Annotated in this window: 15 protein-coding genes; 6 read left to right on the forward strand and 9 right to left on the reverse strand. The window is 72.9% G+C overall.

The annotated features are described in order from the left end of the window. Positions 1 to 69 precede the first annotated feature (69 nt). Positions 70 to 2,268, reverse strand: a complete 2,199-nt coding sequence (locus ACIG0D_RS13910) for an ATP-dependent DNA helicase UvrD2 (protein ID WP_399799753.1) — start codon at positions 2,266 to 2,268, stop codon at positions 70 to 72. Positions 2,269 to 2,440: 172 nt separating this feature from the next. Here ACIG0D_RS13910 and ACIG0D_RS13915 point away from each other — a divergent pair, with 172 nt between their 5' ends. Beyond that, positions 2,441 to 2,683 (forward strand): mycoredoxin, encoded by a 243-nt coding sequence (locus tag ACIG0D_RS13915; RefSeq protein WP_166002200.1) that lies wholly within the window; start codon positions 2,441 to 2,443, stop codon positions 2,681 to 2,683. A 90-nt stretch (positions 2,684 to 2,773) separates the two neighbouring features. On the opposite strand, the gene nudC is transcribed toward ACIG0D_RS13915, so the two are convergent. From nudC to ACIG0D_RS13940, 5 genes are all read right to left on the reverse strand, one after another. Further along, positions 2,774 to 3,718: an NAD(+) diphosphatase gene (nudC, locus tag ACIG0D_RS13920; RefSeq protein ID WP_399799757.1), complete on the reverse strand. Its 945-nt coding sequence runs from the start codon at positions 3,716 to 3,718 to the stop codon at positions 2,774 to 2,776. A gap of 156 nt (positions 3,719 to 3,874) precedes the next feature. Then, positions 3,875 to 5,278 (reverse strand): dipeptidase, encoded by a 1,404-nt coding sequence (locus ACIG0D_RS13925; RefSeq protein WP_399799759.1) that lies wholly within the window; start codon positions 5,276 to 5,278, stop codon positions 3,875 to 3,877. Positions 5,279 to 5,288: 10 nt separating this feature from the next. After that, a complete protein-coding gene (locus ACIG0D_RS13930; RefSeq protein WP_399799762.1) occupies positions 5,289 to 8,942 on the reverse strand; it encodes a UvrD-helicase domain-containing protein in 3,654 nt (1,217 codons plus the stop codon). Positions 8,943 to 9,045: 103 nt separating this feature from the next. Then, positions 9,046 to 12,384: an ATP-dependent helicase gene (locus ACIG0D_RS13935; RefSeq protein WP_399799764.1), complete on the reverse strand. Its 3,339-nt coding sequence runs from the start codon at positions 12,382 to 12,384 to the stop codon at positions 9,046 to 9,048. A 257-nt stretch (positions 12,385 to 12,641) separates the two neighbouring features. Next, complete coding sequence (locus ACIG0D_RS13940; protein WP_399799766.1) at positions 12,642 to 13,028, reverse strand: MGMT family protein; 387 nt, start codon at positions 13,026 to 13,028, stop codon at positions 12,642 to 12,644. Positions 13,029 to 13,214: 186 nt separating this feature from the next. Here ACIG0D_RS13940 and ACIG0D_RS13945 point away from each other — a divergent pair, with 186 nt between their 5' ends. The 5 genes from ACIG0D_RS13945 (at position 13,215) to ACIG0D_RS13965 (ending at position 21,375) form a co-directional block, all read left to right on the forward strand. After that, a complete protein-coding gene (locus ACIG0D_RS13945; protein WP_399799770.1) occupies positions 13,215 to 16,157 on the forward strand; it encodes a lysylphosphatidylglycerol synthase domain-containing protein in 2,943 nt (980 codons plus the stop codon). A gap of 157 nt (positions 16,158 to 16,314) precedes the next feature. Beyond that, on the forward strand, positions 16,315 to 17,859 hold the full coding sequence (locus tag ACIG0D_RS13950) for an alpha/beta hydrolase (RefSeq protein ID WP_399799774.1): 1,545 nt from the start codon (positions 16,315 to 16,317) through the stop codon (positions 17,857 to 17,859). 135 nt (positions 17,860 to 17,994) lie between these two features. Next, complete coding sequence (locus tag ACIG0D_RS13955) at positions 17,995 to 19,506, forward strand: alpha/beta hydrolase (protein WP_399799777.1); 1,512 nt, start codon at positions 17,995 to 17,997, stop codon at positions 19,504 to 19,506. Between the two features lie 485 nt (positions 19,507 to 19,991). Beyond that, complete coding sequence (locus tag ACIG0D_RS13960) at positions 19,992 to 20,348, forward strand: HD domain-containing protein (RefSeq protein WP_399799779.1); 357 nt, start codon at positions 19,992 to 19,994, stop codon at positions 20,346 to 20,348. A 151-nt stretch (positions 20,349 to 20,499) separates the two neighbouring features. Beyond that, on the forward strand, positions 20,500 to 21,375 hold the full coding sequence (locus ACIG0D_RS13965) for a hypothetical protein (protein WP_399799781.1): 876 nt from the start codon (positions 20,500 to 20,502) through the stop codon (positions 21,373 to 21,375). A 268-nt stretch (positions 21,376 to 21,643) separates the two neighbouring features. Here ACIG0D_RS13965 and moeZ read toward each other — a convergent pair whose 3' ends face one another. From moeZ to ACIG0D_RS13980, 3 genes are all read right to left on the reverse strand, one after another. Further along, the gene (gene moeZ, locus ACIG0D_RS13970) at positions 21,644 to 22,822 is read right to left on the reverse strand and encodes an adenylyltransferase/sulfurtransferase MoeZ (protein WP_365757820.1); all 1,179 of its coding nucleotides are present in this window, start codon (positions 22,820 to 22,822) and stop codon (positions 21,644 to 21,646) included. A 62-nt stretch (positions 22,823 to 22,884) separates the two neighbouring features. Next, positions 22,885 to 23,634, reverse strand: a complete 750-nt coding sequence (locus ACIG0D_RS13975) for a spherulation-specific family 4 protein (RefSeq protein ID WP_399799785.1) — start codon at positions 23,632 to 23,634, stop codon at positions 22,885 to 22,887. Beyond that, entirely contained in the window at positions 23,622 to 24,665 is a 1,044-nt protein-coding gene (locus ACIG0D_RS13980) for an NAD-dependent epimerase/dehydratase family protein (protein ID WP_399799788.1), read from the reverse strand. Before ACIG0D_RS13980 ends, ACIG0D_RS13975 begins: the two co-directional genes overlap by 13 nt. Between the last annotated feature and the right edge of the window lie 239 nt (positions 24,666 to 24,904).

Here is a 24,904-nt window from a genome sequence, read left to right on the forward strand (position 1 = left end):
CGTTCCCACGCGTAAGAACCTATGGGGATTGCTGGGGCATGCGCAAACTATTTTTTCGACGAGTTCGTATCAGTCGTCGTCTTCTCTTCCGGCGAGGTCCCGGCCCGCGCAGAGCGCCAGTACGTCGGTTCCGTACCGCTTGAGCTTGCGGGCTCCGACGCCGGGAATCCTGGCCAGTTCGCCCGCGTCGTCGGGGACGGTCTCGGCGATCGCCATCAGTGTCTTGTCGGTGAAGACGCAGAACGCGGGCTGGCCGCTGAGCCGCGCCTGATCCGCGCGCCATTCGCGCAGCCGCTCGTACAGGCCCTCGTCCATGTCGGAGGGACAGTCCTCGCAGCGCAGCAGCTTCAGCTCGCCGCCGTCGGTGAGGGTGCGACCGCACACCCGGCAGCGGGCGGGGGTCCGCTGGGTGCGCCGGGGGGCGGTCTCCGGGCGGCCCGCGACGCCCCGCTCGACACCGCCCGCGCCGCCGCCCGTGGCGGCACGCCCCGCCGCGGTGCCCGAGCCGGGGCGCAGTCCGTCGAGGAACCGGCTGGGGCGGCGGCTGGGACGGCCACCGGGAGAGCGGGCGAGCGCCCAGGAGACGTACAGATGGGAGCGGGCACGGGTGACACCGACATAGAGGAGGCGGCGCTCCTCCTCGATCTGTTCGTCGGTTCTGGCGTAGGTGATCGGCATCATGCCCTCGGCGACGCCGACCAGGAAGACGACCTCCCACTCCAGGCCCTTGGCCGAGTGCAGGGAGGCGAGGGTGACGCCCTGGACGGTCGGGGCGTGCTGGGCGTTCGCCCGCTCGTCGAGTTCGGCGACGAAGTCGGCGAGGGTGGCGCCGGGCTGGGCGGCGGCGAAGTCCTGCGCGAGGTTCACCAGCGCGGCCAGGGACTCCCAGCGCTCGCGGACGGCGCCGGAGCCGGCCGGGGGCTGTGGGGTCCAGCCGTCGGAGGAGAGCACGGCGCGGACCTGGGAGGGCAGGTCGACGGCTTCCTCCAGGGCCGCGTCGTTGCCGCCGAAGCGGGCGGCGCCGCGCAGGGCGATGCCCGCCTTGCGGACCTCGGGCCGGTCGAAGAACCGCTCGGCGCCGCGCAGCTGGTAGGGGATGCCGGCGTCGGCGAGGGCCTGCTCGTAGGTCTCGGACTGGGCGTTGGTGCGGAACAGGACGGCGATCTCACTCGCCGGGATGCCGGCGTCGAGCAGCTCGCGGATCCGGCGGGCGGCGCCCTCCGCCTCGGCGGGTTCGTCGGTGTACTCCGTATAGACGGGTTCCGGGCCGGCGGGGCGCTGGGAGACGAGTTCCAGCCGGTGGTCGGCGGCGCGGCCGCGGGCCTGGGCGAGCAGGCCGTTGGCGAGGCGGACGACCTGGGGGGTGGAGCGGTAGTCGCGGACCAGTTTGACGACGGTGGCGCCGGGGTGCCGGGTACGGAAGTCGAGGAGGTGGTCGGGGGTCGCTCCGGTGAACGAGTAGATCGTCTGGCTGGCGTCGCCGACGACGCACAGGTCGTCCCGGTCGCCGAGCCACAGCTCCAGCAGGCGCTGCTGGAGGGGGCTGACGTCCTGGTACTCGTCGACCACGAAGTGCTGGTACTGGGCGCGGACCTGTTCGGCGATGTCCTGGCGGTCCTGGAGGATGGCGACGGTCAGCAGCAGGACGTCCTCGAAGTCGATGACCGCGCGCTCGCGCTTGAGGTCTTCGTAGGCCGAGTACAGCTGGGCGATCTCGGCCGGGTCGCGTGGGGTCTCGCGGCCGGCCTTCGCGGCTGTGAGCGCGTAGTCGGCGGGGACGGTCTGGGTGACCTTGGACCATTCGATCTCGGCGGTGACGTCCCGCAGCTCGTTCCGGTCGAGGCGGATGCGGCAGGCGGCTGCCGCGTCGGCGACGAGCTGGACCTTGCGGTCGACGAGCCGGGGCATGGAGCCGCCGATCGCTTTCGGCCAGAAGTACTGCAGCTGCCGCAACGCGGCGGAGTGGAAGGTGCGGGCCTGGACGCCGGTGGCGCCGAGCTGGCGTAGCCGGCCGCGCATCTCCCCGGCCGCGCGGTTGGTGAAGGTGACGGCGAGCACGCTGGAGGGCTGGAGGATGCCGGCGCGCACGCCGTAGGCGATGCGGTGGGTGATCGCCCGCGTCTTGCCCGTACCGGCTCCGGCGAGCACGCACACCGGGCCGTGCAGCGCGGTGGCGACCTCGCGCTGTTCGGGGTCGAGCCCTTCGAGCACCGCGTCGGCCGAGTCCGGTACCTGCGGGAAGAGGGTGGAGTGCGTTGCTGCTGTCACACAGCCATGCTGCCAGGTCGCCGGAGACCGCTGAGCCGGTTGTCCACAGGCGGGACCTGTTAGTCGTACTAATCACCCCGATGAGGGCCGAGGGCGGGAATGGTGGCGGTTTCAAGTACGTTCCCACTCTGCGAGCACTCGTCCCCGACCCGCCGAAGGAGCGCGAAAAGACATGCTGGGCACTGTGACGATGTACAGCACCACGTGGTGCGGTTACTGCCGCCGGCTGAAGAGCCAGCTGGACCGTGAGGGCATCGCGTACACCGAGATCAACATCGAGCAGGACCCGGAGTCCGCCGCGTTCGTGGAGAAGGCGAACGGCGGGAACCAGACCGTTCCGACCGTGCTGTTCCCGGACGGGACCACGCTGACGAACCCGTCGCTGGCCCAGGTCAAGCAGAAGATCGGCGTCTGAGGACACGACGGCCGACGGCCGGCCGCGGCCCTGTGCGGCGCGCGAAGGCGGCCCCCGGGATCTCCCGGGGGCCGCCTTTTCGCATGCCGGTCAGATGACGCTGCGGGTCGGCAGCGGCTTGCCGTACCACAGCTCGATCAGACGGGCCGCGATGGAGATGCCGTACGGCGGCAGCACATCGCCGGAGTCGAAGGCGGCGCCCAGCTCGTCGCGGGAGAACCAGCGGGCCTCGTGGATCTCGTCGCCGTCGACGTCGATGTCGGTGGAGGTGGCGCGCGCCATGAAGCCGAGCATGAGGCTGGACGGGAAGGGCCAGGGCTGGCTGGCGATGTACTCGACCTGGCCGACGGCGACGCCGGCCTCCTCGTAGACCTCGCGCCGCACGGCCTGCTCGATGGACTCGCCGGGCTCGACGAAGCCGGCGAGCGTGGAGAAGCGGCCCTCGGGCCAGTGGACCTGGCGGCCGAGGAGGATGCGGTCGTCCTCGTCGGTGACGGCCATGATCACCGCGGGGTCGGTGCGCGGGTAGTGCTCGGCGCCGCAGGCGGGGCAGCGGCGGATGTGGCCGGCCGCGGCGATCACGGTGCGCTCGCCGCAGCGGGAGCAGAAGCGGTGGGTGCGCTGCCAGTTCTCCAGGCCGACGGCGTGCACCATGAGGCCGGCGTCGCGCGGGGAGAGCAGCAGGCCGGCCTCGCGCAGGCCCGCCGGGCGGGCGGACTGGTCGATCCGGCCCGGGAGGGAGTCCTTCTGGAGGGCGAAGTAGCTGACGCCGCCCTCGTCGATGCCCAGGAAGTAGCGGTGGGCCTCGGTGAGCGGGGCCTCGAAGGACGGGGTCATGACGAGTTCGGTGCGGCCGTCCGGCGTCTCGTCGATGAGGACCTGACCGCCGGAGACCACGAAGCAGCGCGTCGTCGGGTGGCTCCACGCCGCGGCGAGCCAGGCCTCGTCGAGCCGGTGGTGGGCGGCCCGGTCGATGCCGCTCGGGGCGGTGAGCGAGATGGGGCGGTCGGCGGTGTGGTCGGTCCAGGTGGTCACGGGTGCTTCCATCTCCCCCGGTACAAGCGGTTCGGTTCGGCGGGCGGTTCGGCGGGTCGTCCGGGCGGAAGGCGACCGGGTCCGGCGGGGCTCGGTGGTGCGGGCGGCCCTTCCAGTGTGCCCCGCGCGGTGCGGGGCTCCGGACGGCCGGCGGGGTCAGGGGGCATGGCGCCAGGTCGCCGCGAGATCGCCCCACAGGTAGGCGCCGGTCTCCGCGCCTTTGAGGAGCAGATCGAGCTCCACCTTCTCGTTGGGGGCGTGCCAGCCGTCGGACGGGACGGAGATGCCCAGGAAGAGGACGGGTGCGCCGAGGACGTCCTGGAGGTCGGCGGCCGGTCCCGAGCCGCCCTCGCGGGTGAAGCGGACCTCGGTGCCGAACGCGCGGCCCATGGCGCGGGCCACGGACCGCAGGGCCGGGTGGTCCAGCGGGGTCAGGCACGGGCGCGTGCCCGCGGAGAAGGCGATCTCGTGCCGGATGCCGGCGGGGACGCGGTCGGCGGCCCACGCGCGGACCACCCGCTCGACATGGTCCAGGTCCTGGCCGGCGACCAGGCGGAAGGACAGCTTCACCATGGCCGTGGACGGGATGATCGTCTTGCTGCCGGGGCCCTGGTAGCCGCCGCCGATGCCGTTGACCTCGGCGGTGGGACGGGCCCAGACGCGCTCCAGCGTGGTGTACCCGGCCTCGCCCTGGGCGGCGTGCGACTTGGCGGTGCGCAGCCAGCGCTCCTCGTCGAAGGGCAGCTCGGCGAAGAGTTCGCGCTCGCGGTCGGTGAGTTCTACGACACCGTCGTAGAAGCCGGGGACGGCCACGCGTCCCTGCTCGTCGTGGAGGGCGGCGACCAGGCGGGCTACGGCGGTGGCGGGGTTCGGCACGGCGCCGCCGAAGGAGCCGGAGTGGATGTCCTGGTCGGGGCCGTACAGCCGGATCTCGCACTCGGCGAGGCCGCGCATGCCGGTGCAGACCGTGGGGGTGTCCTCGGACCACATGCCGGTGTCGGAGACGATCACGGCGTCCGCGGCGAGCCGGGCGGCGTGCTCCTCGACGAGGGCGCGGAAGTGCGGGGAGCCGGACTCCTCCTCGCCCTCGATCAGCAGCTTCAGATGGACGGCCGGGACGGTGCGGCCGGTGGCGGCGAGGTGGGCGCGCACGCCGAGGGTGTGGAAGAAGACCTGGCCCTTGTCGTCGGCCGCCCCGCGCGCGTAGAGCCGGTTCTCGCGGATGACGGGCTCGAAGGGATCGCTGTCCCAGCCGTCCTCCCGCGCGGCGGGCTGCACGTCGTGGTGGCCGTAGACCAGGACGGTCGGCGCCGCGGGGTCGTCGGAGGGCCACTCGGCGTAGACGGCGGGGGCGCCCGGAGTCTCCCAGACCTCGGCGGTCGGGAAACCGGTCTCCTTGAGCTTTCCGGCGAGCCATTCGGCACTGCGCCGCACGTCGGCCGCGTGGTGCGGCTGGGCGGACACCGACGGTATGCGCAGCCACTCGGCGAGGTCGTCGAGGAAGGCGGTGCGGTGCTGGTCGATGTACGTGCGGACGGCGCTGTCCGGGGTCGGGCTCATGGTCACGAGCCTATCGGCCCGCACCGACAGCCCGGTCGTGCGGTTCGTCACCGCTCGGCTCCTCCCGCAGCAGCCGCTCCAGCTCCTCCCGGCCGGGGAGGTCGTCGGGTCGTACGACATCGCCGCTGCGTATGTACACGAACGCGGCCGTGACCCGCTCCGGCCCGATCCCCTGCTGCTCGGCCCAGGCGAGCCGGTACAGAGCGAGCTGGAGGGGGTCGGCACTCTGCTCGCGGCCGGTCTTCCAGTCGACGATCTCGTACGTCGCGTCCTCGCCGTCGCCGTCCCGGTAGACGGCGTCGATACGGCCCCGTACGACCCGGCCGGCGATGGTGATCTGGAAGGGGGCCTCCACGCGGTACGGCGTGCGGTGGGCGTACTCGGTGCGTTCGAAGGCGTCCTTCAGTGCTTCGAGGTCGCGTTCGTCGGCGATCTCGGCCTCGCTCCCGGGCAGCTCCTCCGGCTCCAGCATGGGCAGGGTCAGCGCCTCGAAGCGGGCCTCGACCCACGCGTGGAAGCGGGTGCCGCGGCGGGCGGCGGGCTGCGGCGGGCGGGGCATGGGGCGGGCCAGCTCCCGCGCGAAGCCGTCCGGGTCGTCGGCCAGCCACAGCAGCTGGGTCGCCGTGAGGGAGGCGGGCAGGGGGACCTCCGTGACGCTCTCCCGCGCGCGCAGCAGTTCCCCGGTGAGGGCGTCGAGATCGCGGTCCCATGATGCGACGATCCGGGCTTCCTCCGGGGTGAGGCGGCGCTGCTCGGGGGTGTCCGCGCGGGGGGCCGTGTCCGCGTGGAGGGCGGTGTCCGCGCGGGGGGCGGTTTCGGCGCGGGGGGCGGTTTCGGCGCGGGGGGCGGTTTCGGCGCGGGGGGCGGTTTCGGCGCGGTGGACTGCGTCCGTGTCGGGGGCCGTCGCCTGGTGGGGGACGGTCGGGTGGCCGGGGGGCCAGGAGTCCCAGTCGGGCGGCCCGTCGGCCGGGGCGGCTTCGTCGGCGGGGGCGTGGTCCTCATGGAGGGCGTCTGCGTCGGCGTACGGCTCGTCCTCGTACGGGACTTCGTCGTACGGGGGCTCGTCGTACGGGAAGTCGTCGTCCTCCGGGGGCGGGGGCCACTCCGGGTCCTCGTAGGTGTCGGGGTCGTGCGTGGCCGCCGGGTGGTCGTCGTCGGCGGCGGCGAGGGCGTCGAGGTGGGCGAGGACCGTCTCGGCGGCCGCGCGGCGGCGGGCCAGGGCCGCGTCGTCCAGGGGCAGCGGCCAGGCCCGGTCGGCGGTGGCCTGGTGCAGGGCCGGGTTCTCCTCGTCCTCGGCGGGGGGCTCGGCCCAGACCTCGATCTCGCCGTGGCCGGCGGCGCAGTGGTCGTGGAGGGCCAGGAGGAAGTCCGACGGGCCGCGCGGCTTCTTCTGGGTGGGGCCCCACCAGTGACCGGAGCCGAGGAGCAGGGAGCGGGGGCGGGTGAAGGTGACGTAGCCGAGGCGCAGTTCCTCGGTGTGCTGGTGGTCCTTCATGGCCTCGTGGAAGGCCTTCATGCCGCGCGAGTCCCAGGACTCGATGTCCGGCAGGGTGTCGGCGTCGCCGCGCAGCTCGTGCGGCAGCACCTTGGCCTGCGCGGTCCACTTCTCGCGGCCCTGGGCGCTGGGGAAGGTGCCGGTGACCAGGCCGGGGACGGCGACGACGTCCCACTCCAGGCCCTTGGACTTGTGCGCGGTGAGCACCTTGACGGTGTTCTCGCCGCCGGGCAGCGCGTTGTCGAGGCCCTTCTCGTACTGGGCGGCGGTGCGCAGGAAGCCGAGGAAGGCCAGCAGGGTGGCCTCGCTCTCGTGGGCGGCGAAGGACGCGGCGATGTCCAGGAAGTTCGACAGGGTCTCGCGGCGGCGGGCGGCCAGCGCGTGCGGGGACGCCGACAGCTCCACCTCCAGGCCGGTGACCGCGAGGACGCGGTGGAGTACGTCCATCAGCGGGTCGGCGAGCGAGCGCCGCAGGTCGCGCAGTTCGGCGGCGAGGCGGGCGAAGCGGACCCGCGCGTCCGGCGAGAAGGGCAGCCCGTCGTCGTCCCCGCCGCCCTCCAGAGGCGTCTCCAGGAAGGTGTCGAGGGCGTCGGCGAGCGAGATCACCTCGGCCGGGTCGACGCCCTCCACGGCCTCGGCGAGCCGCCGGTCGGGGTCGTCGTCGATGTCCACGCGCGCGTGGGCGACGAGCATCCGCGCGCGCCGCCCTAGCAGGGCGAGGTCGCGCGGGCCGATGCGCCAGCGCGGGCCGGTCAGCAGCCGGACGAGGGCGGCGTTGGCGCCCGGGTCCTGGAGGACCTCGCAGACGGCGACCAGGTCGGCGATCTCGGGCAGGTGCAGCAGCCCGGAGAGGCCGACCACCTCGACGGGCACGTCCCGGGCGACGAGCGCGCCCTGGATCTCGGCGAAGTCGCTCGCCGTACGGCACAGGACGGCGATCTCGCCCGGTGCCGTGCCGGTGTTCACCAGGTGGGCGATGGAGTCGGCGATCCAGTCGATCTCCTCCGCGTGGGTGCGCAGCAGCGCGCAGCGGACCACGCCGTCGCGCTCGGCGCCGGGGGCGGGGCGCAGGGCCTCCACGCCCGCGTGCATGGCGCGCAGCGGCTCGGCGAGGCCGTTGGCGAGGTCGAGGAGCCGGCCGCCGCTGCGGCGGTTCTCGCTGAGCGCCTGGCGGGTGGCGGGGTGGCCGTCGGCGTGCGCGAAGTGCTCGGGGAAGTCGTCGAGGTTGGCGACGGAGGCGCCGCGCCAGCCGTAGATCGCCTGGCAGGGGTCGCCGACGGCGGTCACCGGGTGGCCGGTGCCGCCGCCGAAGAGGCCGGCGAGGAGGACGCGCTGGGCGACCGAGGTGTCCTGGTACTCGTCGAGGAGCACCACGCGGAACTCGTCCCGCAGGATGCGGCCCACCTCGGGCAGTTGGGCGAGGCGGGCGGCGAGGGCGATCTGGTCGCCGAAGTCGAGCAGGTCGCGCTCGCGTTTGGCCGCCCGGTAGCGCACCACCAGGTCGGCGAGTTCGCGGCGCGCGGCGGCGGTCTCGGGGACCTTGCGCAGGTCGGCGTTGGTGAGCTTGGCGCCCTCCAGGGTGCGCAGCAGTTCCGCGTCCCAGGCTTGCAGGTCCTCGGGGCTCACGAGGTGTTCGGCCAGCTCCGAGTCGAGGGTGAGGAGGTCGCTGACCAGGTCCGCGAAGGAGCGGGTCAGCGCGGGATACGGCCCGGGGGCTTCGCGCAGCACCCGCGCGGCCAGCTGGTAGCGGGTGGCGTCGGCGAGCAGACGGGAGGACGGTTCCAGGCCGATGCGCAGGCCGTGGTCGGTCAGCAGGCGGCCGGCGAAAGAGTGGTAGGTGGAGATCACCGGCTCGCCCGGCGGGTTGTCCGGGTCGATGGTGTCCGGGTCGGTGACGCCCGCCTTGATCAGCGCCTTGCGGACGCGCTCGGCGAGTTCGCCGGCGGCCTTGTTGGTGAACGTGAGGCCGAGCACCTGTTCGGGTGCGACCTGGCCGGTGCCGACCAGCCACACCACGCGGGCCGCCATCACCGTGGTCTTGCCGGAACCCGCTCCGGCCACGATCACCTGCGGGGCGGGCGGCGCGGTGATGCAGGCCGTCTGCTCCGGGGTGAACGGGATGCCGAGGAGCTCCTTGAGCTGCTCGGGGTCGGTGATTCGTGCGGGCACCCCAGAGAGGCTAGCGGCGGCCACTGACAGGGGATGCCGGCTCGCCGCCCGTGGCGACAGAAGCGCAGGTCAGGGGCTGTGGTGCCGCTCGTCACACCGCGGGTCACTCGATGACGTGCCGACCCTCGGGGCGGGCGCTGCACGACGCCCGGAACGCGCAGTGCGTGCAGTGCTGGCCGGTGGTCGGGGTGAAGCGCTCGTCGAGTACCTTGCCCGCGGCCGTGGCCAGCAGCTCGCCGATCCACTCCCCCGCCGCCCCCTCCAGGGCTTCCTGCGCCTGGACCTTGGGCAGGGTCTCCCCGCCGTCCCGCTTGGCGGCGCCCTGGCGCAGGTGGACGAGTTCGGCGCCGCCCGGCTCGGGGCGTATGCCGTCGAAGACGTCGTCCACGGCGCCCTCGCGGACGGCGAGCTGGTAGACGGCGAGCTGCGGGTGGCGGGCCACCTCGGCGGCGCTGGGCGCGTGCTTGCCGGTCTTGAAGTCGACGACGTAGGCGCGGCCCTCGCCGTCCGCCTCCACGCGGTCCATCTGGCCGCGGATGCGGACCTCGTAGTCGCCCGCCTCCAGGGTGACGTCGAAGTCGTGCTCGCTGGCCACCGGGGTGCGGCCGGTGCGGTCCATGACGTGCCACTTCAGGAACCGTTCGAGCGCCACGCGCGCGTGCTCCTTCTCCTGCGCCGACTTCCACGGCGCGTCGAAGGCCAGCGCGTCCCACACCGAGTCGAGGCGTTCCATGAGGACGGCGAGGTCTGCCGGGGTACGCCCGGAGGCGACCTCGTCGGCGAGGACGTGCACCACGTTGCCGAAGCCCTGGGCGGCGCTGGCGGGCTCGTCGGCCTTCACCTCGCGGCTGAGGAACCACTGGAGGGAGCAGGTGTTGGCGAGCTGGTCCAGGGCACTGCCGGACAGCACGAGGGGCTGGTCGCGGTGGCGCAGCGGCACCTTGCTCTCGGTCGGCTCGAACATGCCCCACCAGCGGTAGGGGTGGGCCGCGGGCACCAGGGGCCGGCCGTCCTCGTCGGCGAGCGCGGCGAGCCGGGCCAGCCGGCGTGCGGCGGCCTCGCGCAGCGCATCGGACACGCGCGGGTCGACGGTTGTCGCGCGCAGCTCGGCGACCAGCGCGGCGACCGACAGGGGGCGGCGCGGGCGGCCGGTGACGTCCTTGGGTTCGACGCCGAGTTCGGTGAGGAAGCGAGAGGGCTGGTCGCCGTCGTCCGCCGGGGCCTTGACCGCGGTGACGACGAGCCGTTCCCGCGCGCGCGTGGCGGCGACGTAGAACAGGCGGCGCTCCTCGGCGAGCAGGGCGCCGGGGGTGAGCGGTTCGGCGAGTCCGTCGCGGCCGATGCGGTCGGCCTCCAGGAGGGAGCCGCGGCGGCGCAGGTCCGGCCACAGGCCCTCCTGGACTCCGGCCACGACCACGAGCCGCCATTCCAGGCCCTTCGCGCGGTGCGCGGTCATCAGGCGCACCGCGTCGGGGCGCAGGGCGCGCCGGGTGAGGGTGTCGGCCGCGATGTCCTCGGCCTCGATCTGCTCCAGGAAGTTCAGGGCGCCCCGGCCGCCGGTGCGCTCCTCCGCGCGGGCGGCCGTCGCGAACAGCGCGCAGACGGCGTCCAGGTCGCGGTCGGCGTTGCGGCCGGCCGCGCCTCCGCGCCGGGCGGCTCGCTCCAGCCGGGCGGGCCAGGGCGTGCCCGACCAGAGGTCCCACAGCGCCTCCTCGGCCGTACCCCCACGCGCCAGGCGCTCGCGCGCCGTGCGCAACAACGCGCCGAGGCGCTGGGCCCCGCGCGCGTACGCCGGGTCGTGCGCGACCAGGCGCTCCGGTTCGGCGAGCGCCCGCGCGAGCAGCACGTCCGACGGCGGCGGGACGGGATTGCCCGCGGCGCGCTCCTCCTCGCGCAGGGCACGTCCGAGGCGGCGCAGGTCGGCGGCGTCCATGCCGGCGAGAGGGGAGGCGAGGAGGGTGAGGGCGGTCTCGGTGTCGAGCCAGCAGGGGCCGGGGTGGGCCGGGTCGGTGTTCTCCGGGGTGGTGTCGGAGGCAGCCGCGGCGTCCGCCTCCGCCGTCGCCACCGCGCGCAGCGCTGTCAGCAGCGGCGCGACCGCCGGTTCGTGCCGCAGCGGAAGGTCGTCGCCGTCGATGTCGAGCGGGACGCCCGCGGCGGTGAGGGCGCGGCGGACCCCCGGGATGGTGCGGGAGCCCGCGCGCACCAGGACGGCCATGTCCCGCCAGGGGACGCCGTCCTCCAGATGGGCCCGGCGCAGGATGTCGGCGATGTTGTCCAGCTCGGTGCCGGGCGTCGGGTAGGTGTACACCTCCACGCGCCCGCCGTCGCGCACCGGGGTCAGCTCCCGGTGGGCGCGCACCTTCTCGGCCGGGAGCCGGGTGAGCGGCATCCGCTGGGTGAGCAGCCGGGTGGCGGTCAGCAGGGCGGCGCCGGAGCGGCGGGAGGTGCGCAGGACCTGGACGGGCGCGGGGCGGCCGTCCGCGCGCGGGAAGGCGTGCGGGAAGTCGAGGATGCCGTTCACGTCGGCGCCGCGGAAGGCGTAGATCGACTGGTCGGGGTCGCCGAAGGCGACGAGGGTGCGCCCGCCGCCGGCGAGGGCGCGCAGCAGCCGTACCTGTGCGGGGTCGGTGTCCTGGTACTCGTCCACGTACACCGCGTCGTACTGCGCGGCGAGCCACGTGGCGACCTCCGGGCGGCCGGCGAGCAGCACCGCGCGGTGGACGAGTTCGGCGTAGTCGATGACCCCGTGCAGGTCGAGGACGTCGAGGTATTCGGCGAGGAAGGCCGCCGCGGCGCGCCAGTCGGGGCGGCCGATGCGGCGGGCGAAGGCGTCCAGGGCGTCCGGGCCGAGGCCCAGCTCGCGGGTGCGGGCGAGGACCGCGCGGACCTCGTCGGCGAAGCCGCGGGTGGTCAGGCAGGCGCGCAGCTCGTCCGGCCAACGCACATGGGCGAGGCCGCTCCCCTCCAGCGCGCGCTGGCCGGCGAGCAGCTCGCGGACGGCGACGTCCTGCTCGGGGCCGGACAGCAGGCGCAGCGGCTCGACGAACAGGTCGCTGTCCTGGTGGGCGCGGACGAGGGCGTAGCCGAACGAGTGGAAGGTGGTCGCCCGGGGCGCGCGGGCGGCACCGATGCGCAGGGCCATGCGGTCGCGCAGGTCGACGGCCGCCTTGCGGCTGAAGGTCAGTACGAGGATGCGTTCGGGGTCGGCGCCGCGGGCGATCCGCGCGGCCACCGACTCGACCAGCGTGGTGGTCTTGCCGGTGCCCGGACCGGCGAGGACGAGCAGCGGACCGGACCGGTGGTCAACCACGGAGCGCTGCGCGGCGTCCAGGAGAGGGGGATCCGGTCGGGCCGGAAGGGTGCGGACGAGCCGGTAAGCGCCACGGTTCCCCTGTCGCACCGCGGGGTGCGACAGGCGCCTGGTGGAGGAAGAGGAGCTCACGTGGTTCGCCGGTCCTGGTGGGTGTGCTGGTGGGTCGATCGCCGTACGGGGACGGCGGTGACCACGGGATGAGAGGGACGCGCGGAGCAGACGCTACGCCCACGCCGGGATCGGAAGCAGGGCTTCCGGTTGTTCCCTCGGGGCTCACCGGACCCGTGCGTCCCTTGCCCCTCGAACGTACGTCATGTCACGGAAGTGCCCGTCTTCCCCCGTACGGATCAGGCGTCACCCACGGCCGCCGCCGATGGCGGAAGCTGTCAGGTGTGACCCTTCGCGCGCTCACCGCCGTCCCACCGCGCCCGTCGCATGTCGATCCGCGGCAGGTGGCCCTCGGCGGCCCGGCTCGCCTCCTTCAGGGGCGTGCCCTCGGCGCGGTACTGGGCCATGGCCACCTGTTCGTGGCCGGGGAGCAGGACGCCGTCCGCGCGGACGACCCGCCACCAGGGGACGGCACCGCCGTAGAGCGCCATCACCCGGCCGACCTGACGCGGACCGCCCTCCTCCAGCCACTCGGCGACGTCGCCGTAGGTCATGACACGCCCCGGCGGGATCATCTCCGCGACGTCGAGGACCCGCTCGGCGTACTCCGGCAGGGCGTCGGTGTACTCCGCGCGGGCGTCCTCAGGAAGACTCTCCTCACTCATTCGTCCCATCCTGCCGCATGCCACCGACAATGTGACGCGGTCGCCACCGTGCGTGACCCTCGCCCCGGAGCGGTGCTTCGGGCAGACTGTGCGCCCCCGCATGTGCACCCTGATGCCCGCGTGTGTCGGTGGAGCATGCCACCATCGTGCGGGCGGTGACTGGTGATACGAGATCAAGAAGAGACGATGAAGCAGCAGGGTGTGCACCCGGAGGACGCGGACAGCACCTCTGATGCGTCGTCGCGCCCGGACACCGCCGACACGGCAGGCAAGGGTGCGGAAGAGCCAGGTCCCGGCGAGGCTGTGGCTGCGACTGCGGGCGAGCAGGATCCGCGCGGGACGACGGCAGCCGATGAACACCGTCCACGCGGGACCACGCCCCCGGACCCCGACGGCAGCGACCCCCGCGGCGCCGCCCCCGACCCCCGCGGCGCCTCCCCCGGCCCCCGCGGCGCCTCCCCCGGCCCCGGCGACTCCACTCCCGGCGACACCTCCCGAGACGGCGACTCCGGCGGCACCGATCCCGACGCCCCCTCCGACGCCGTCGAGGGCGACGAACCGCTCCTCCCCGCGCGCGTGCATCGTCCTTCGGACCTGATGCGGCTCCTGGTGGGCGTGCTCGCCGTCGTCGTGCTGCTGGCGATCGCCGCGTTCGCGCACGGCACCACCTCGGGCCTCGAACAGGACATCACCAAGGGCACCGGCCAGGCCCCCGACCTGCTCATCAAGATTGCCGGACTGGCCTCCAGCATCGCGATCCTCCTCGTACCGGTCGCCTTCGCGATCGAACGGCTGATCAAACGGGACGGGCTGCGGATCGCCGACGGCGTTCTCGCGGCCGTCCTCGCCCACGGTGTAACCCTCGCCACCGACCTCTGGGTCGCCAGGGCCGCGCCGGACTCCATCCAGGAGGCCCTGACCCAGCCCTCCCCCGGCGACCTCAGCGCCCTCACCGATCCGGTGCACGGTTATCTCGCCCCGGTCATCGCGTACATGACGGCGGTCGGCATGTCCCGACGGCCGCGCTGGCGCGCGGTCCTGTGGATCGTGCTGCTCCTGGACGCGTTCTCGATGCTGGTCACCGGCTACACCACACCGTTCTCGATCATCCTCACGGTGCTGATCGGCTGGACCGTGGCCTACGGCACGCTGTACGCGGTCGGCTCGCCCAACGTCCGGCCCACGGGACGGACGCTGATGGCGGGCCTGCGGACCGTCGGGTTCCGCCCGGTGAGCGCGGCCCGTGAGGACACCGGGGACACCACCGACGGCGGCGACCGCGGCCGGCGCTACTTCGTCACCCTCGAGGACGGCCCCCCGCTCGACGTCACGGTCGTCGACCGCGAGCAGCAGGCCCAGGGCTTCTTCTACCGGGTGTGGCGCAATCTGACCCTGCGCGGCTTCGCCACCCGTCGCAGCCTCCAGTCGCTGCGCCAGGCCCTGGAGCAGGAGGCGCTGCTCGCCTACGCGGCCATCGCGGCCGGCGCCAACGCGCCCAAGCTGATCGCCACCTCCGAGCTCGGTCCCGACGCCGTGATGCTCGTCTACGAGCACACCGGCGGGCGCACCCTCGACTCGCTGGCCGACGAGGAGATCACCGACGAGCTGCTGCACAACACCTGGCACCAGGTGCGCGCCCTGCAGTCGCGGCGGATCGCGCACCGCAGGCTCGCCGGTGACGCGATTCTGGTGGATCGTTCCGGCACGGTGATCCTCACGGATCTGCGCGGCGGCGAGATCGCGGCCGGTGATCTGCTGCTGCGCATGGACGTCGCCCAGCTGATGACCACGCTCGCGCTGCGGGTGGGCGCCGAGCGCGCGGTGGCCTCCGCGGTCGCCGTGCTCGGTCCCGACGCGGTGGCGGACTGTCTGCCGATGCTCCAGCCCATCGCGCTGACCCGCTCCACGCGCGCGACCCTGCGCCGGCTGGCCCGGGAGCGGGCCGAGCGGGAGCGCGAGGCGGTCGTGGAGGCGTCCCGGCAGGCCAAGCTGGCCCGCGCGGAGGCGGCCGGCGGCGAGGAGGCCGTGGCGGCCCTGGAGAAGCCCGGCAAGAAGGCCGTACGCGCGCAGGCGCGGGCCGAGAAGCGGGCCATCGACGAGGCGCTGGAGGAGGCGCGCGAGGAGGATCTGCTCACCCAGATCCGCCACGAGGTGCTGCGGATCCGGCCGCAGGCGCCCGTCGAACCCGCGCGCTTGGAGCGGATCCGGCCGCGCACGCTGATCAGTTTCATCGCCGGCGCCATCGCCGCGTACTTCCTGCTGACGCAGCTCACGCACATCGAGTTCGGCCCGCTCGTCGCCAACGCCGAGTGGGGCTGGGTGGCGGCCGCGGTGGCGTTCTCGGCGCTGAGCTATGTGGCCGCGGCGATGAGCCTGCTGGGGTTCGTGCCGGAGAGGGTGCCGTTCCCGCGGACAGTGGTGGCGCAGGTCGCGGGGTCGTTCGTGAAGATCATGGCGCCGGCCGCGGTGGGCGGTGTCGCGCTGAACACCCGCTTCCTCCAGCGCGCGGGGGTGCGGCCGGGGCTCGCGGTGGCGAGTGTCGGCGCGTCGCAGCTGTTCGGGCTCGGCTGTCACATCCTGATGCTGCTGTCCTTCGGCTATCTGACCGGCATCGAGAAGACGCCGTCGCTGTCGCCGTCCCGGACGGTCATCGCGGGTCTGCTGACGGTGGCGGTGCTGGTGCTCGTGGTGACCTCGGTGCCGTTCCTGCGGAAATTCGTCGTCACGCGCGTGAGGTCGCTGTTCGCGGGCGTCGTGCCGCGCATGCTGGACGTGCTCCAGCGGCCGCAGAAGCTGCTCACCGGCATCGGCGGCATGCTGCTGCTGACCGCCTGCTTCGTGATGTGCCTGGACGCGTCGATCCGCGCGTTCGGCGACGAGTCGACCTCGATCAGCATCGCCAGCGTCGCGGTCGTGTTCCTCGCGGGCAACGCGCTCGGCTCCGCGGCGCCCACGCCGGGCGGTGTGGGCGCGGTCGACGCCACCCTGACCGTCGGTCTGATCGCCGTCGGCCTGCCCAGCGAGGTCGCTTTCCCCTCGGTGCTGCTGTTTCGGCTGCTGACGCTGTGGCTGCCGGTGCTGCCGGGCTGGCTCGCCTTCAACCACCTCACCCGCAAGGGCGCCCTCTAGCAGCCGTACGCAACGCTGCGTGGCGCCCTGCCCGCACGCGCGCGTACCGGCGGCCATGCCCCGCACGCGCGTACCGCCGACGATGCCCCGCACGCGCGCGTACCTCGTACGGCCCGTGCCCCGCGCGGGCCGTCGGGTGCCGCCGCAGGATGGGGGCATGCCGAACCCCTCCCTGGTGCGCGCCGCCGCCGTGACCGCCTCCGCCCTGCTGCTGACATCCCTGCTGGCGGGGTGCGGCGACGGCGAAGCCGAGGACGAGGACCTGACGCGGCAGAAGCTCAGCTGGGAGGACTGCCCGACGCCGTCCCAGGCGCAGGGCGGCGGCAACGCCCCCTCACCGCTGCCGAACGGCGGGGAGTGGCAGTGCGCCACCATGAAGGCGCCCCGCGACTGGGACGACCCCGAGGGCGACACGATCGAGCTGGCGCTGATCCGCGCGAAGGCCACCGGCCCCGGCCGGCGCATCGGCTCCCTGCTCTTCAACTTCGGCGGCCCGGGCGGCTCGGGCGTCACCGCGCTGCCCGCCTTCGGCAACGACTACGCGAAACTGCGCACCCGCTACGACCTGGTGAGCTTCGACCCGCGCGGAGTGGGCCGCAGCGCTCCCGTGCGGTGCCAGAACGACCGGCAGCTCGACGCGTACTTCCAGCAGGACGCGACCCCGGACGACACGGCCGAGCGCAGCGAACTGGTGGAGAACGTCGAGGACTTCAACGAGGCCTGCGAGAAGAACTCCGGGAAGATGCTGCCGCATGTCCTCACCACCGACGCGGCCCGCGACCTGGACCTGATGCGCCAGGTCCTCGGCGACCGGAAACTGCACTACTTCGGCATCTCCTACGGCACCGAACTCGGCGGCGTCTACGCCCACCTGTTCCCGAGGAACGTCGGCCGCGCGGTCTTCGACGCCGTCGTCGACCCGACGCAGACCCCCGACCAGGGCTCGCTCGCGCAGGCGGGAGGCTTCCAGCGCGCGCTCGACAACTTCGCCGAGGACTGTGTGTCGAAGGCGGAGGAGTGCCCGATCGGGAACAGCGCGCAGGACGTCAAGGACCGCATCGCCAGGCTGCTGAAGGACCTCGACGGCAGACCCGTCCCCGGCATCTTCCCGCGCCGGCTCACCCAGACCGTCGCGACCAGCGGCATCGCGCAGGCGCTGTACTCACAGGAGTTCTGGGACTACCTGACGGAGGGCCTGGACCAGGCCTACGACGGAAACGGGCAGATCCTGATGCTGCTGTCCGACACGATGAACGGGCGCAGCCCCAACGGTGAGTACAGCAACCTCGCCGCGGCCAACGCCGCCATCAACTGCGCCGACGACAAGCCGCGGTACGACGTCGCGTACGTGGAGCGCAGACTGCCCGAGTTCCGGGCCGCCTCACCGCTGTTCGGGGAGTACCTCGCCTGGGGCATGCTCGGTTGCACCGACTGGCCGGTGCCGGGCGCCGCCCACCATCCCGAGGTGAGCGCGCCGGGAGCGCCACCGATCCTGGTCATCGGCAACACCGGTGACCCGGCCACGCCGTACGAGGGCGCCCGCCGGATGGCGCGGGCGCTGGGCCGGGGCGTCGGTGTGGAGCTGACGTACAGGGGTCAGGGGCACGGCGCGTACGACAGCAAGAACAAGTGCGTGCAGGACGCCGTGCACGGTTATCTGCTGGACGGAAAGGTGCCGAAGGCCGGCACCGTCTGCTCCTGATTTCACCGAGGCTCCCGAGAACCCGCAGGTCAGAAGGTTATCCACAGGCTCCGGCAGGCTTCGGCGGTTACGCCTACCATGGCGTGACAGCCATCCGCGGAACGGATGCGGAGGCCTGCGAGGGGGGATTGGTCCATGGCCCGTTTCGTACGGTGGGCGGCGCTGGGAGCCGCGACCGCGCTGCTGGTGTCGGGCTGCGACTCGGCCGGCGACGACCGGTCCGGGAGCGGCACGGGGAACTCGTCGGGCCCCGCGTCGGCGGCGCAGGAGCTCGACTGGGGCCGCTGTGAGGCCACCGCGGACACCCCCGCGCCCGGCAGCGAGTGGCAGTGCGCGACGCTCCAGGCGCCGCTGGACTGGTCGAAGCCCGACGGCGAGACGATCGGGATAGCGCTGATCCGCGCCAAGGCCACCGGCGACGACCGCATCGGATCGCTCCTGTTCAACTTCGGCGGCCCCGGCGGCTCCGGTGTGTCGATGATGCCGTCGTACGCCTCCGCCGTCTCGTCGCTGCGCGAGCGGTACGACCTGGTGAGCTTCGACCCGCGCGGGGTCGCCGCCAGCGAGGGCGTGCGCTGCCGTGACGACAAGGAGATCCGGGCCGCCGAGGCGAAGCTGGACGCCACCCCGGACACCCCGGCCGAGGAGAAGGCGTACTTCCAGGACGCCGCGGACTTCGGCCGGGGCTGCCAGGAGGCCGCCGGCAAGCTGCTGGCACACGTAGCCACCACCGACACGGCCCGCGACATGGATCTGATGCGGCAAGCCCTCGGCGACGAGAAGCTGCACTACTTCGGCATCTCCTACGGCACCGAACTCGGCGGCGTCTACGCCCACCTGTTCCCGAAGAACGTCGGCCGGATGGTGCTGGACGCGGTCGTCGACCCGAGCGCCGACACGGTGGGGCACGCCAAGAACCAGACCCTGGGCTTCCAGCGCGCGCTCGACGGCTACCTGAAGTCGACGGGCCAGGACCCCGAGCAGGGCACCCGCGAGATCGCGGACCTGCTGGCCCGCATCGACGCCCGGCCGCTGCCCACCTCCACCCCCGGCCGCAAGCTCACCCAGACCCTCGCCCTCACCGGCATCGTGCTCCCGCTGTACAGCAAGGACAGCTGGCCCACACTGACCAGCGCTCTCGAAGCCGCCGAGAAGGGCGACGGCTCCGAACTGCTGGCACTCGCCGACGCCTACAACGAGCGCGACCCGGCCGGGCACTACGGCACCACGACCCACTCCCAGCGGGTCATATCGTGCCTCGACGACCGGCAGCGGCCTACCGCCGCGCAGACGAAGGCGCTCCTGCCCGAGTTCGAGAAGATCTCCCCCGTCTTCGGCGCCCTCCTGGGCTGGGACACCGCCGGCTGGTGCCACGACTGGCCGGTCCCCGGCCGGCACGACACCCCGGACGTGAGCGCCCCCGGAGCCGCCCCGATCCTCACGATCGGCAACACCGGCGACCCGGCGACCCCCGTCGAGGGAGCCCGCCGGATGGCCGACGAACTGGGCAAGGACGTCGGCGTCGTCCTCACCTGGAACGGCGAGGGCCACGGCGCCTACGGCAGCGGCAGCGAATGCGTCGACTCGACTGTGGACGCCTACCTGCTGAACGGCACGGTCCCGAAGGACGGCAAGGTCTGCGACTGACCCGCCGCCGATGCCGAGCGCCGAGCACGGCCGTCGGTGATCAGTTGTGGTTGTCGCGCCGACCACGACGAGGACAACGCAGAAGCCCACGGCCTCTGCACTGGGCAGAGGGAGCGGCTTTGAGCCGGAGCTGCTTTGGGGCGAGTGATCATGGCCCCGTAAGCTTCCGGCGCGTCGGGCAGTCTGTGGACCTGCCCGCTAAAGCACGACGTTGGGGCCATGATCTTCGAGGCTCGCCCCAAAGTGGCTGCCTAAAGCCGTGGAGCCGACCGCCTCAGCCATAGAGGGTTTCTCCCGCGACGTGCCCGCAGCCGCCGAGCGCGGCCAGCCGGGGCGCAGACAGGAGGCAGGCCGCGCCGCAGAGGCGGCGCGCGCCCGCGCCGTGCGCGGGCCTTGATGAAGTAGAGAAAGTCTTACCCCGCCTTGATCGGTGCCCTCGATCGTGCCCTGCCGGCTCACCGCTCGACTCGGCTACCGTTCCATCCATGTCTTCTGCACTGGACACGCCCCAGGGAGCGGCTGAACTCGCTGAGTCCCTGCTGCCCCCGCTCGGGAACCGCTGGCTGCACACTCAGGCCGTGGCTGCTCGGGCGCGCGAGGCTTCCGCGGCTGTGTCCGAGGCGGACCGGGATCTCCTCGTCGCTGCCGCGTGGCTGCATGACATCGGCTACGCACCCGAGCTGCGTGACACCGGCTTCCACCCTCTCGACGGTGCTCGGCACCTGGAATCGCTGGGTGCGCCAGGCACGACTGGAATCCCGAGGCGAACCCGGGGACCCCTCAATTCCCGCCGCCCTTGGCCGCCGTGCCCGTCAGTTGAGCAATGTGCGGGCCTTCCGTAGGGACGGCAGCTCCCGCAAAGAAGCCTGGGTCTCGGCGAGGCAGACGGCGTCCGCCGGCCGGTTCACAGTGACGGCCGCTTCCTGGGGGCGGATGCGTGGAATGCTTTGAGTGTTCGTGCCACCCCCTCCGGATTCAACGAGAGAGGTCCTGATGTCCCGTCGGCCCGAGCCGTCACCGCCTTTGTCGCCGCTGCCGTCGGTCACGCTGCGTGGGTATGGCGACGCCATGTGGCTGGAGGGCCGGGCCGTCGTGCTGGAGCAGAAGGGGCTGCGGCGGCGGATACCTATCGAGGCCGTGGAGGAGGCGCGGGTCGTGGGCCGGGGGCGGCGCTCGGTCGAGATCGCGCTGTGGGGTGTGGACGGCGCTCCGGGGCCTGTGTTCACCCTGGATGGCCGCGACGCCGCCCAAGCGGGCCGGCTCGTCGAGGTGGCCAACGGGGCACGGTCCAGGAGCGGTCCGCCGCACGGCGGGGCGGCCCTGGTCGAGGAGCGGCCGGCGAGCGCCTCCGGCCGGAAGAAAGGGCTGGGGCTGACACGCCGTGAACGCGCCGTGGGGATCGTTCTCCTTCTCGTATACGTCGGCGGGTTCGCCCTGCTGGCGTGGGCTGGCGAACCGCAGCAGGCGGCGTGGTGGCTGCTCGGGGTGGCGCCCGCCCTCTTCGGTCTGTTGATCGTGGTGCCCTCGCTCCGGTGGGCGTGGAAGCGGTGGACCGTGCGCAGGCGGGGTGTCACGGTCGTCGCGGTGTTCGCCCGGCGAGAGCGCAAGCGGACGTTCTTCCGGTACACCGACCTGGAGGGCGGGACGCACGAGATCGAGTCCGACTACGCGGCCAGGGGCATCGGCGGCGACCCGACACGCATCGAAGTCGTCTACGACCGTCAGCAGCCCGGCAGGGCCGTCTGCTCACTGGCGGCCTCGACCCTGCTGTGGCGCACAGCGGGCGTGACGCTGGCCGGCGGACTGCTGCTGTCGCTCGCGTTCCTCATGATGCCCCTGCAACTGATCCTCCTGGCGCTCTCCGGATGATCTGAATGACATCCAACGCTGACATCAACGGCTACGAACCGCCGCGGATGTCGGCGGTTGTATGCGGCCCCAGTGCACGCAGGACGGTCCCACCGTGCCGGGGATGGATCGAACTCCTAAAGCGGTGCTTACTCACGAGCGCCCTCCCGGGCCGTCCTCGGGCCGTGGAAGGGCGCTCAACGTTGACCAACGTCGACAGCTACCGACAGCTCAGCAGCAGGTGAGAGCGTTGATCGATTCGGCGGCCGCAGGTCACGGCCGCCCGTGATCAGTAGACCGGCTTGTGGGGTTCGATCTGGTTGACCCAGCCGATGACGCCGCCGCCGACGTGGACGGCGTCGGAGAAGCCGGCGGACTTGAGGACCGCGAGGACTTCCGCACTGCGGACACCCGTCTTGCAGTGCAAGACGATCTTCTTGTCCTGCGGGAGGGTCTCCAGGGCGGTGCCCATGAGGAACTCGTTCTTCGGGATCAGACGGGCGCCGGGGATCGAGACGATCTCGTACTCGTTGATCTCGCGGACGTCGATGATCTCGATGTTCTCGCCGTCGTCGATCCACTCCTTGAGCTGCTTGGGAGTGATCGTCGAGTCGGCCGCCGCCGCCTGGGCCTCCTCGGAGACGACGCCGCAGAAGGCCTCGTAGTCGATGAGCTCGGTGACCGTGGGGTTCTCGCCGCAGACCGCGCAGTTCGGGTCCTTGCGGACCTTGACCTGGCGGTACTGCATCTCCAGGGCGTCGTAGATCATCAGCCGGCCGACCAGCGGCTCGCCGGTGCCGGTGAGGACCTTGATCGCCTCGGTGACCTGGATGGAGCCGATGGACGCGCACAGCACGCCCAGCACGCCGCCCTCGGCGCAGGAGGGGACCATGCCGGGGGGCGGGGGCTCCGGGTAGAGGCAGCGGTAGCAGGGGCCGTGCTCGGACCAGAACACGGAGGCCTGGCCGTCGAAGCGGTAGATCGAGCCCCAGACGTACGGCTTGTTCAGCAGCACGCAGGCGTCGTTGACCAGGTAGCGGGTCGCGAAGTTGTCCGTGCCGTCGACGATCAGGTCGTACTGGCTGAAGATGTCCATCACGTTGTCGGCCTCGAGCCGCTCCTCGTGAAGGACGACGTTCACGTACGGGTTGATCCCGAGGACGCTGTCGCGCGCGGACTCGGCCTTGGAGCGGCCGATGTCGGCCTGGCTGTGGATGATCTGGCGCTGCAGGTTCGACTCGTCGACCTCGTCGAACTCCACGATGCCGAGCGTGCCCACGCCGGCCGCGGCCAGGTACATCAGGGCCGGCGAGCCCAGGCCGCCGGCGCCCACACAGAGCACCTTCGCGTTCTTCAGCCGCTTCTGCCCGTCCATCCCCACGTCGGGGATGATCAGGTGGCGGGAGTACCTGCGGACCTCGTCTACGGTGAGCTCAGAGGCTGGCTCGACCAGGGGTGGCAGCGACACGGGGACTCCGTTGGTCGGTCAATCAGTACGGTTGTTCACCCGTAACACTGCCACGGCCTTTTTCATTCCGAGACACCTGTTCCGATACGCGAGACGAATTCGTCCCAGTAGCCGGGCATGGTCTCCCACGGGTCGGTGTGGCCGCCCCCGCCCTGGCGGTCGGTGAACCAGATCGTCGCCGCTCCCTGCCAGCGGGCCACGCGCAGGGCTTCGTCCAGGTGGCCTCGGGGAACGCCGTGCACGAAGTGGCAGAACCGCTCGGGTGGATGGTCGGCGGTCCACTCCGCCGCCTGCGACCAGCGGTAGTCGCTCCAGGGACCGGAGAAGGTGACCAACTGGTCGGCGGTCTCGGCGTAGCCCGGGTAGGGGTGGGTGCCGTGGCCGAGGACGATGTGGGCATCGTCACGCAGCGCGCGGAGCGTGGTGACGATACGGCGGGTCTCGGGGAGCGAGACGCGGTCGGACGGGCAGCGGTCCAGGAGGAAGCCGTCGGTCCGGTACCAGTCCAGATACCGGTGCGCGTCGGAGATGACCTCGCCGAACCAGCGGGCGCCGTAGGTGAGATCCAGGAGGCCGAGGACGCGGACGCCCGCCGCGCGCAGGCGGACGGCCGTCTGCAGGCAGTGCGGGTCCGGGCGGGCGCCCGGCCCCTGGGCGACGTTGAGCACCGCCCAGTGCACGGGCGCACCCGGGCGGGTCAGCTCGCCCCACTCGGTCGGGGCGAGCAGCGGGTGGGCGAATCCGGGGGCGCCGAGCCCGGTGCGGACGTCCGTACTCGCCGCAGGGGCCGGCCGGCTGGTCAGATGCGGCATGCCGCCTCCATCCAGATGTCGGCCAGGGACTCCTCGAGGTTGATCCGGGGCCGCCAGCCGAGCCGGTCGCGGGCGGTGCGGACGTCCGCCTGCTGCCAGCTGCCGCAGCCGTCCGGGTACGGGTAGGCGACCGGGGCGGCGGTGTGCGGCGGGTGGTCGGCGTCGCCGCGGTGGTGGCCCATGACCTCCCCGCGGTGGTGGGCGAGGGCTTCGCCGCGGTGGTGGCCCAGGACCTCCGGGCGCGGGTGTCCGATGACCGGGCGGTGCGGGACGGGCGGGCCGTCCAGTTCGTGCAGGGCGCCGCCGTAGCCGGCCACGCGGGCGAGCATCGCGGCGGCGTCGCGCAGCCGTACGGCACGGCCGGAGCCGATGTTGATGATGCCCTGCGCGGCGGAGAGCGAGGCGGCGTGCACCGCGCGGGCGACGTCGCGTACGTCGACGAAGTCGCGCTGGACGCCGAGGCCGCCGAGTTTGAGTTCGCCGTCGCCGGTCTGCATCGCGCGGCGCATGGCCTCGGCGAGGCGCCCGAGCGGCGATCCGGCGGGGGTGCCGGGCCCGGCCGGGGAGAAGACGCGGAGGACGACCGCGTCGAGGCCGGAGCCGAGGACGAGTTCGGTGGCGGCGAGCTTGCTGACGCCGTACGGGCCGCCGGGGCGCGGAACGGCGTCCTCCGCGGTGGAGGAGCCCGGCTGGCTGGGGCCGTACTCGGCGGAGCAGCCGATCTGCACCAGCCGGGCCCCACAGCCGCTGCGCCGCAGGGCCTCGCAGACGGTGGCGACGGCGACGGTGTTGTGCCGGGTGAGTTCCCGCGCACCGCCCCGGGTGGCGCCGGCGCAGTTGATCACGACGCCGGGGTGGACCGCGTCGAGGAAGCGGGTGAGCGCTCCGGGGCTGCCGGACGCGAGGTCGAAGCGGACGTCGGCGTCGTCACCGCGGCCGAGGGCGGTGAGCTGGACGGCCGGGTCGGCGAGCAGGCGGTCGGCGACGAAGCGGCCGATGTACCCGTTGGCTCCGATCAGCAGGACCCTCATCGGGCACCTCCCCGGATGAGCGCGGCGGATGTGAGCGTTCCGGCTGCCGCCCGGGGCTGCGGGGCGGCGGCGCCGGGCCCTCCGTCGGGTACGGCGGATCCGGTCGCGTCGGCGGCTCCGCTCTGCACGGCACGTCGGTTCACGACGGCACGTCCGTTCGCCACGGCATGTCGGTTCACGACGGCACGCCCGTTCGCCACGGCACGTCCGCGCGCGCCGGCATGTCCGCCCGCGCCGAC

Origin of the sequence: Streptomyces sp. NPDC052773, from assembly GCF_044547145.1 — a bacterium.
Classification (GTDB): domain Bacteria; phylum Actinomycetota; class Actinomycetes; order Streptomycetales; family Streptomycetaceae; genus Streptomyces.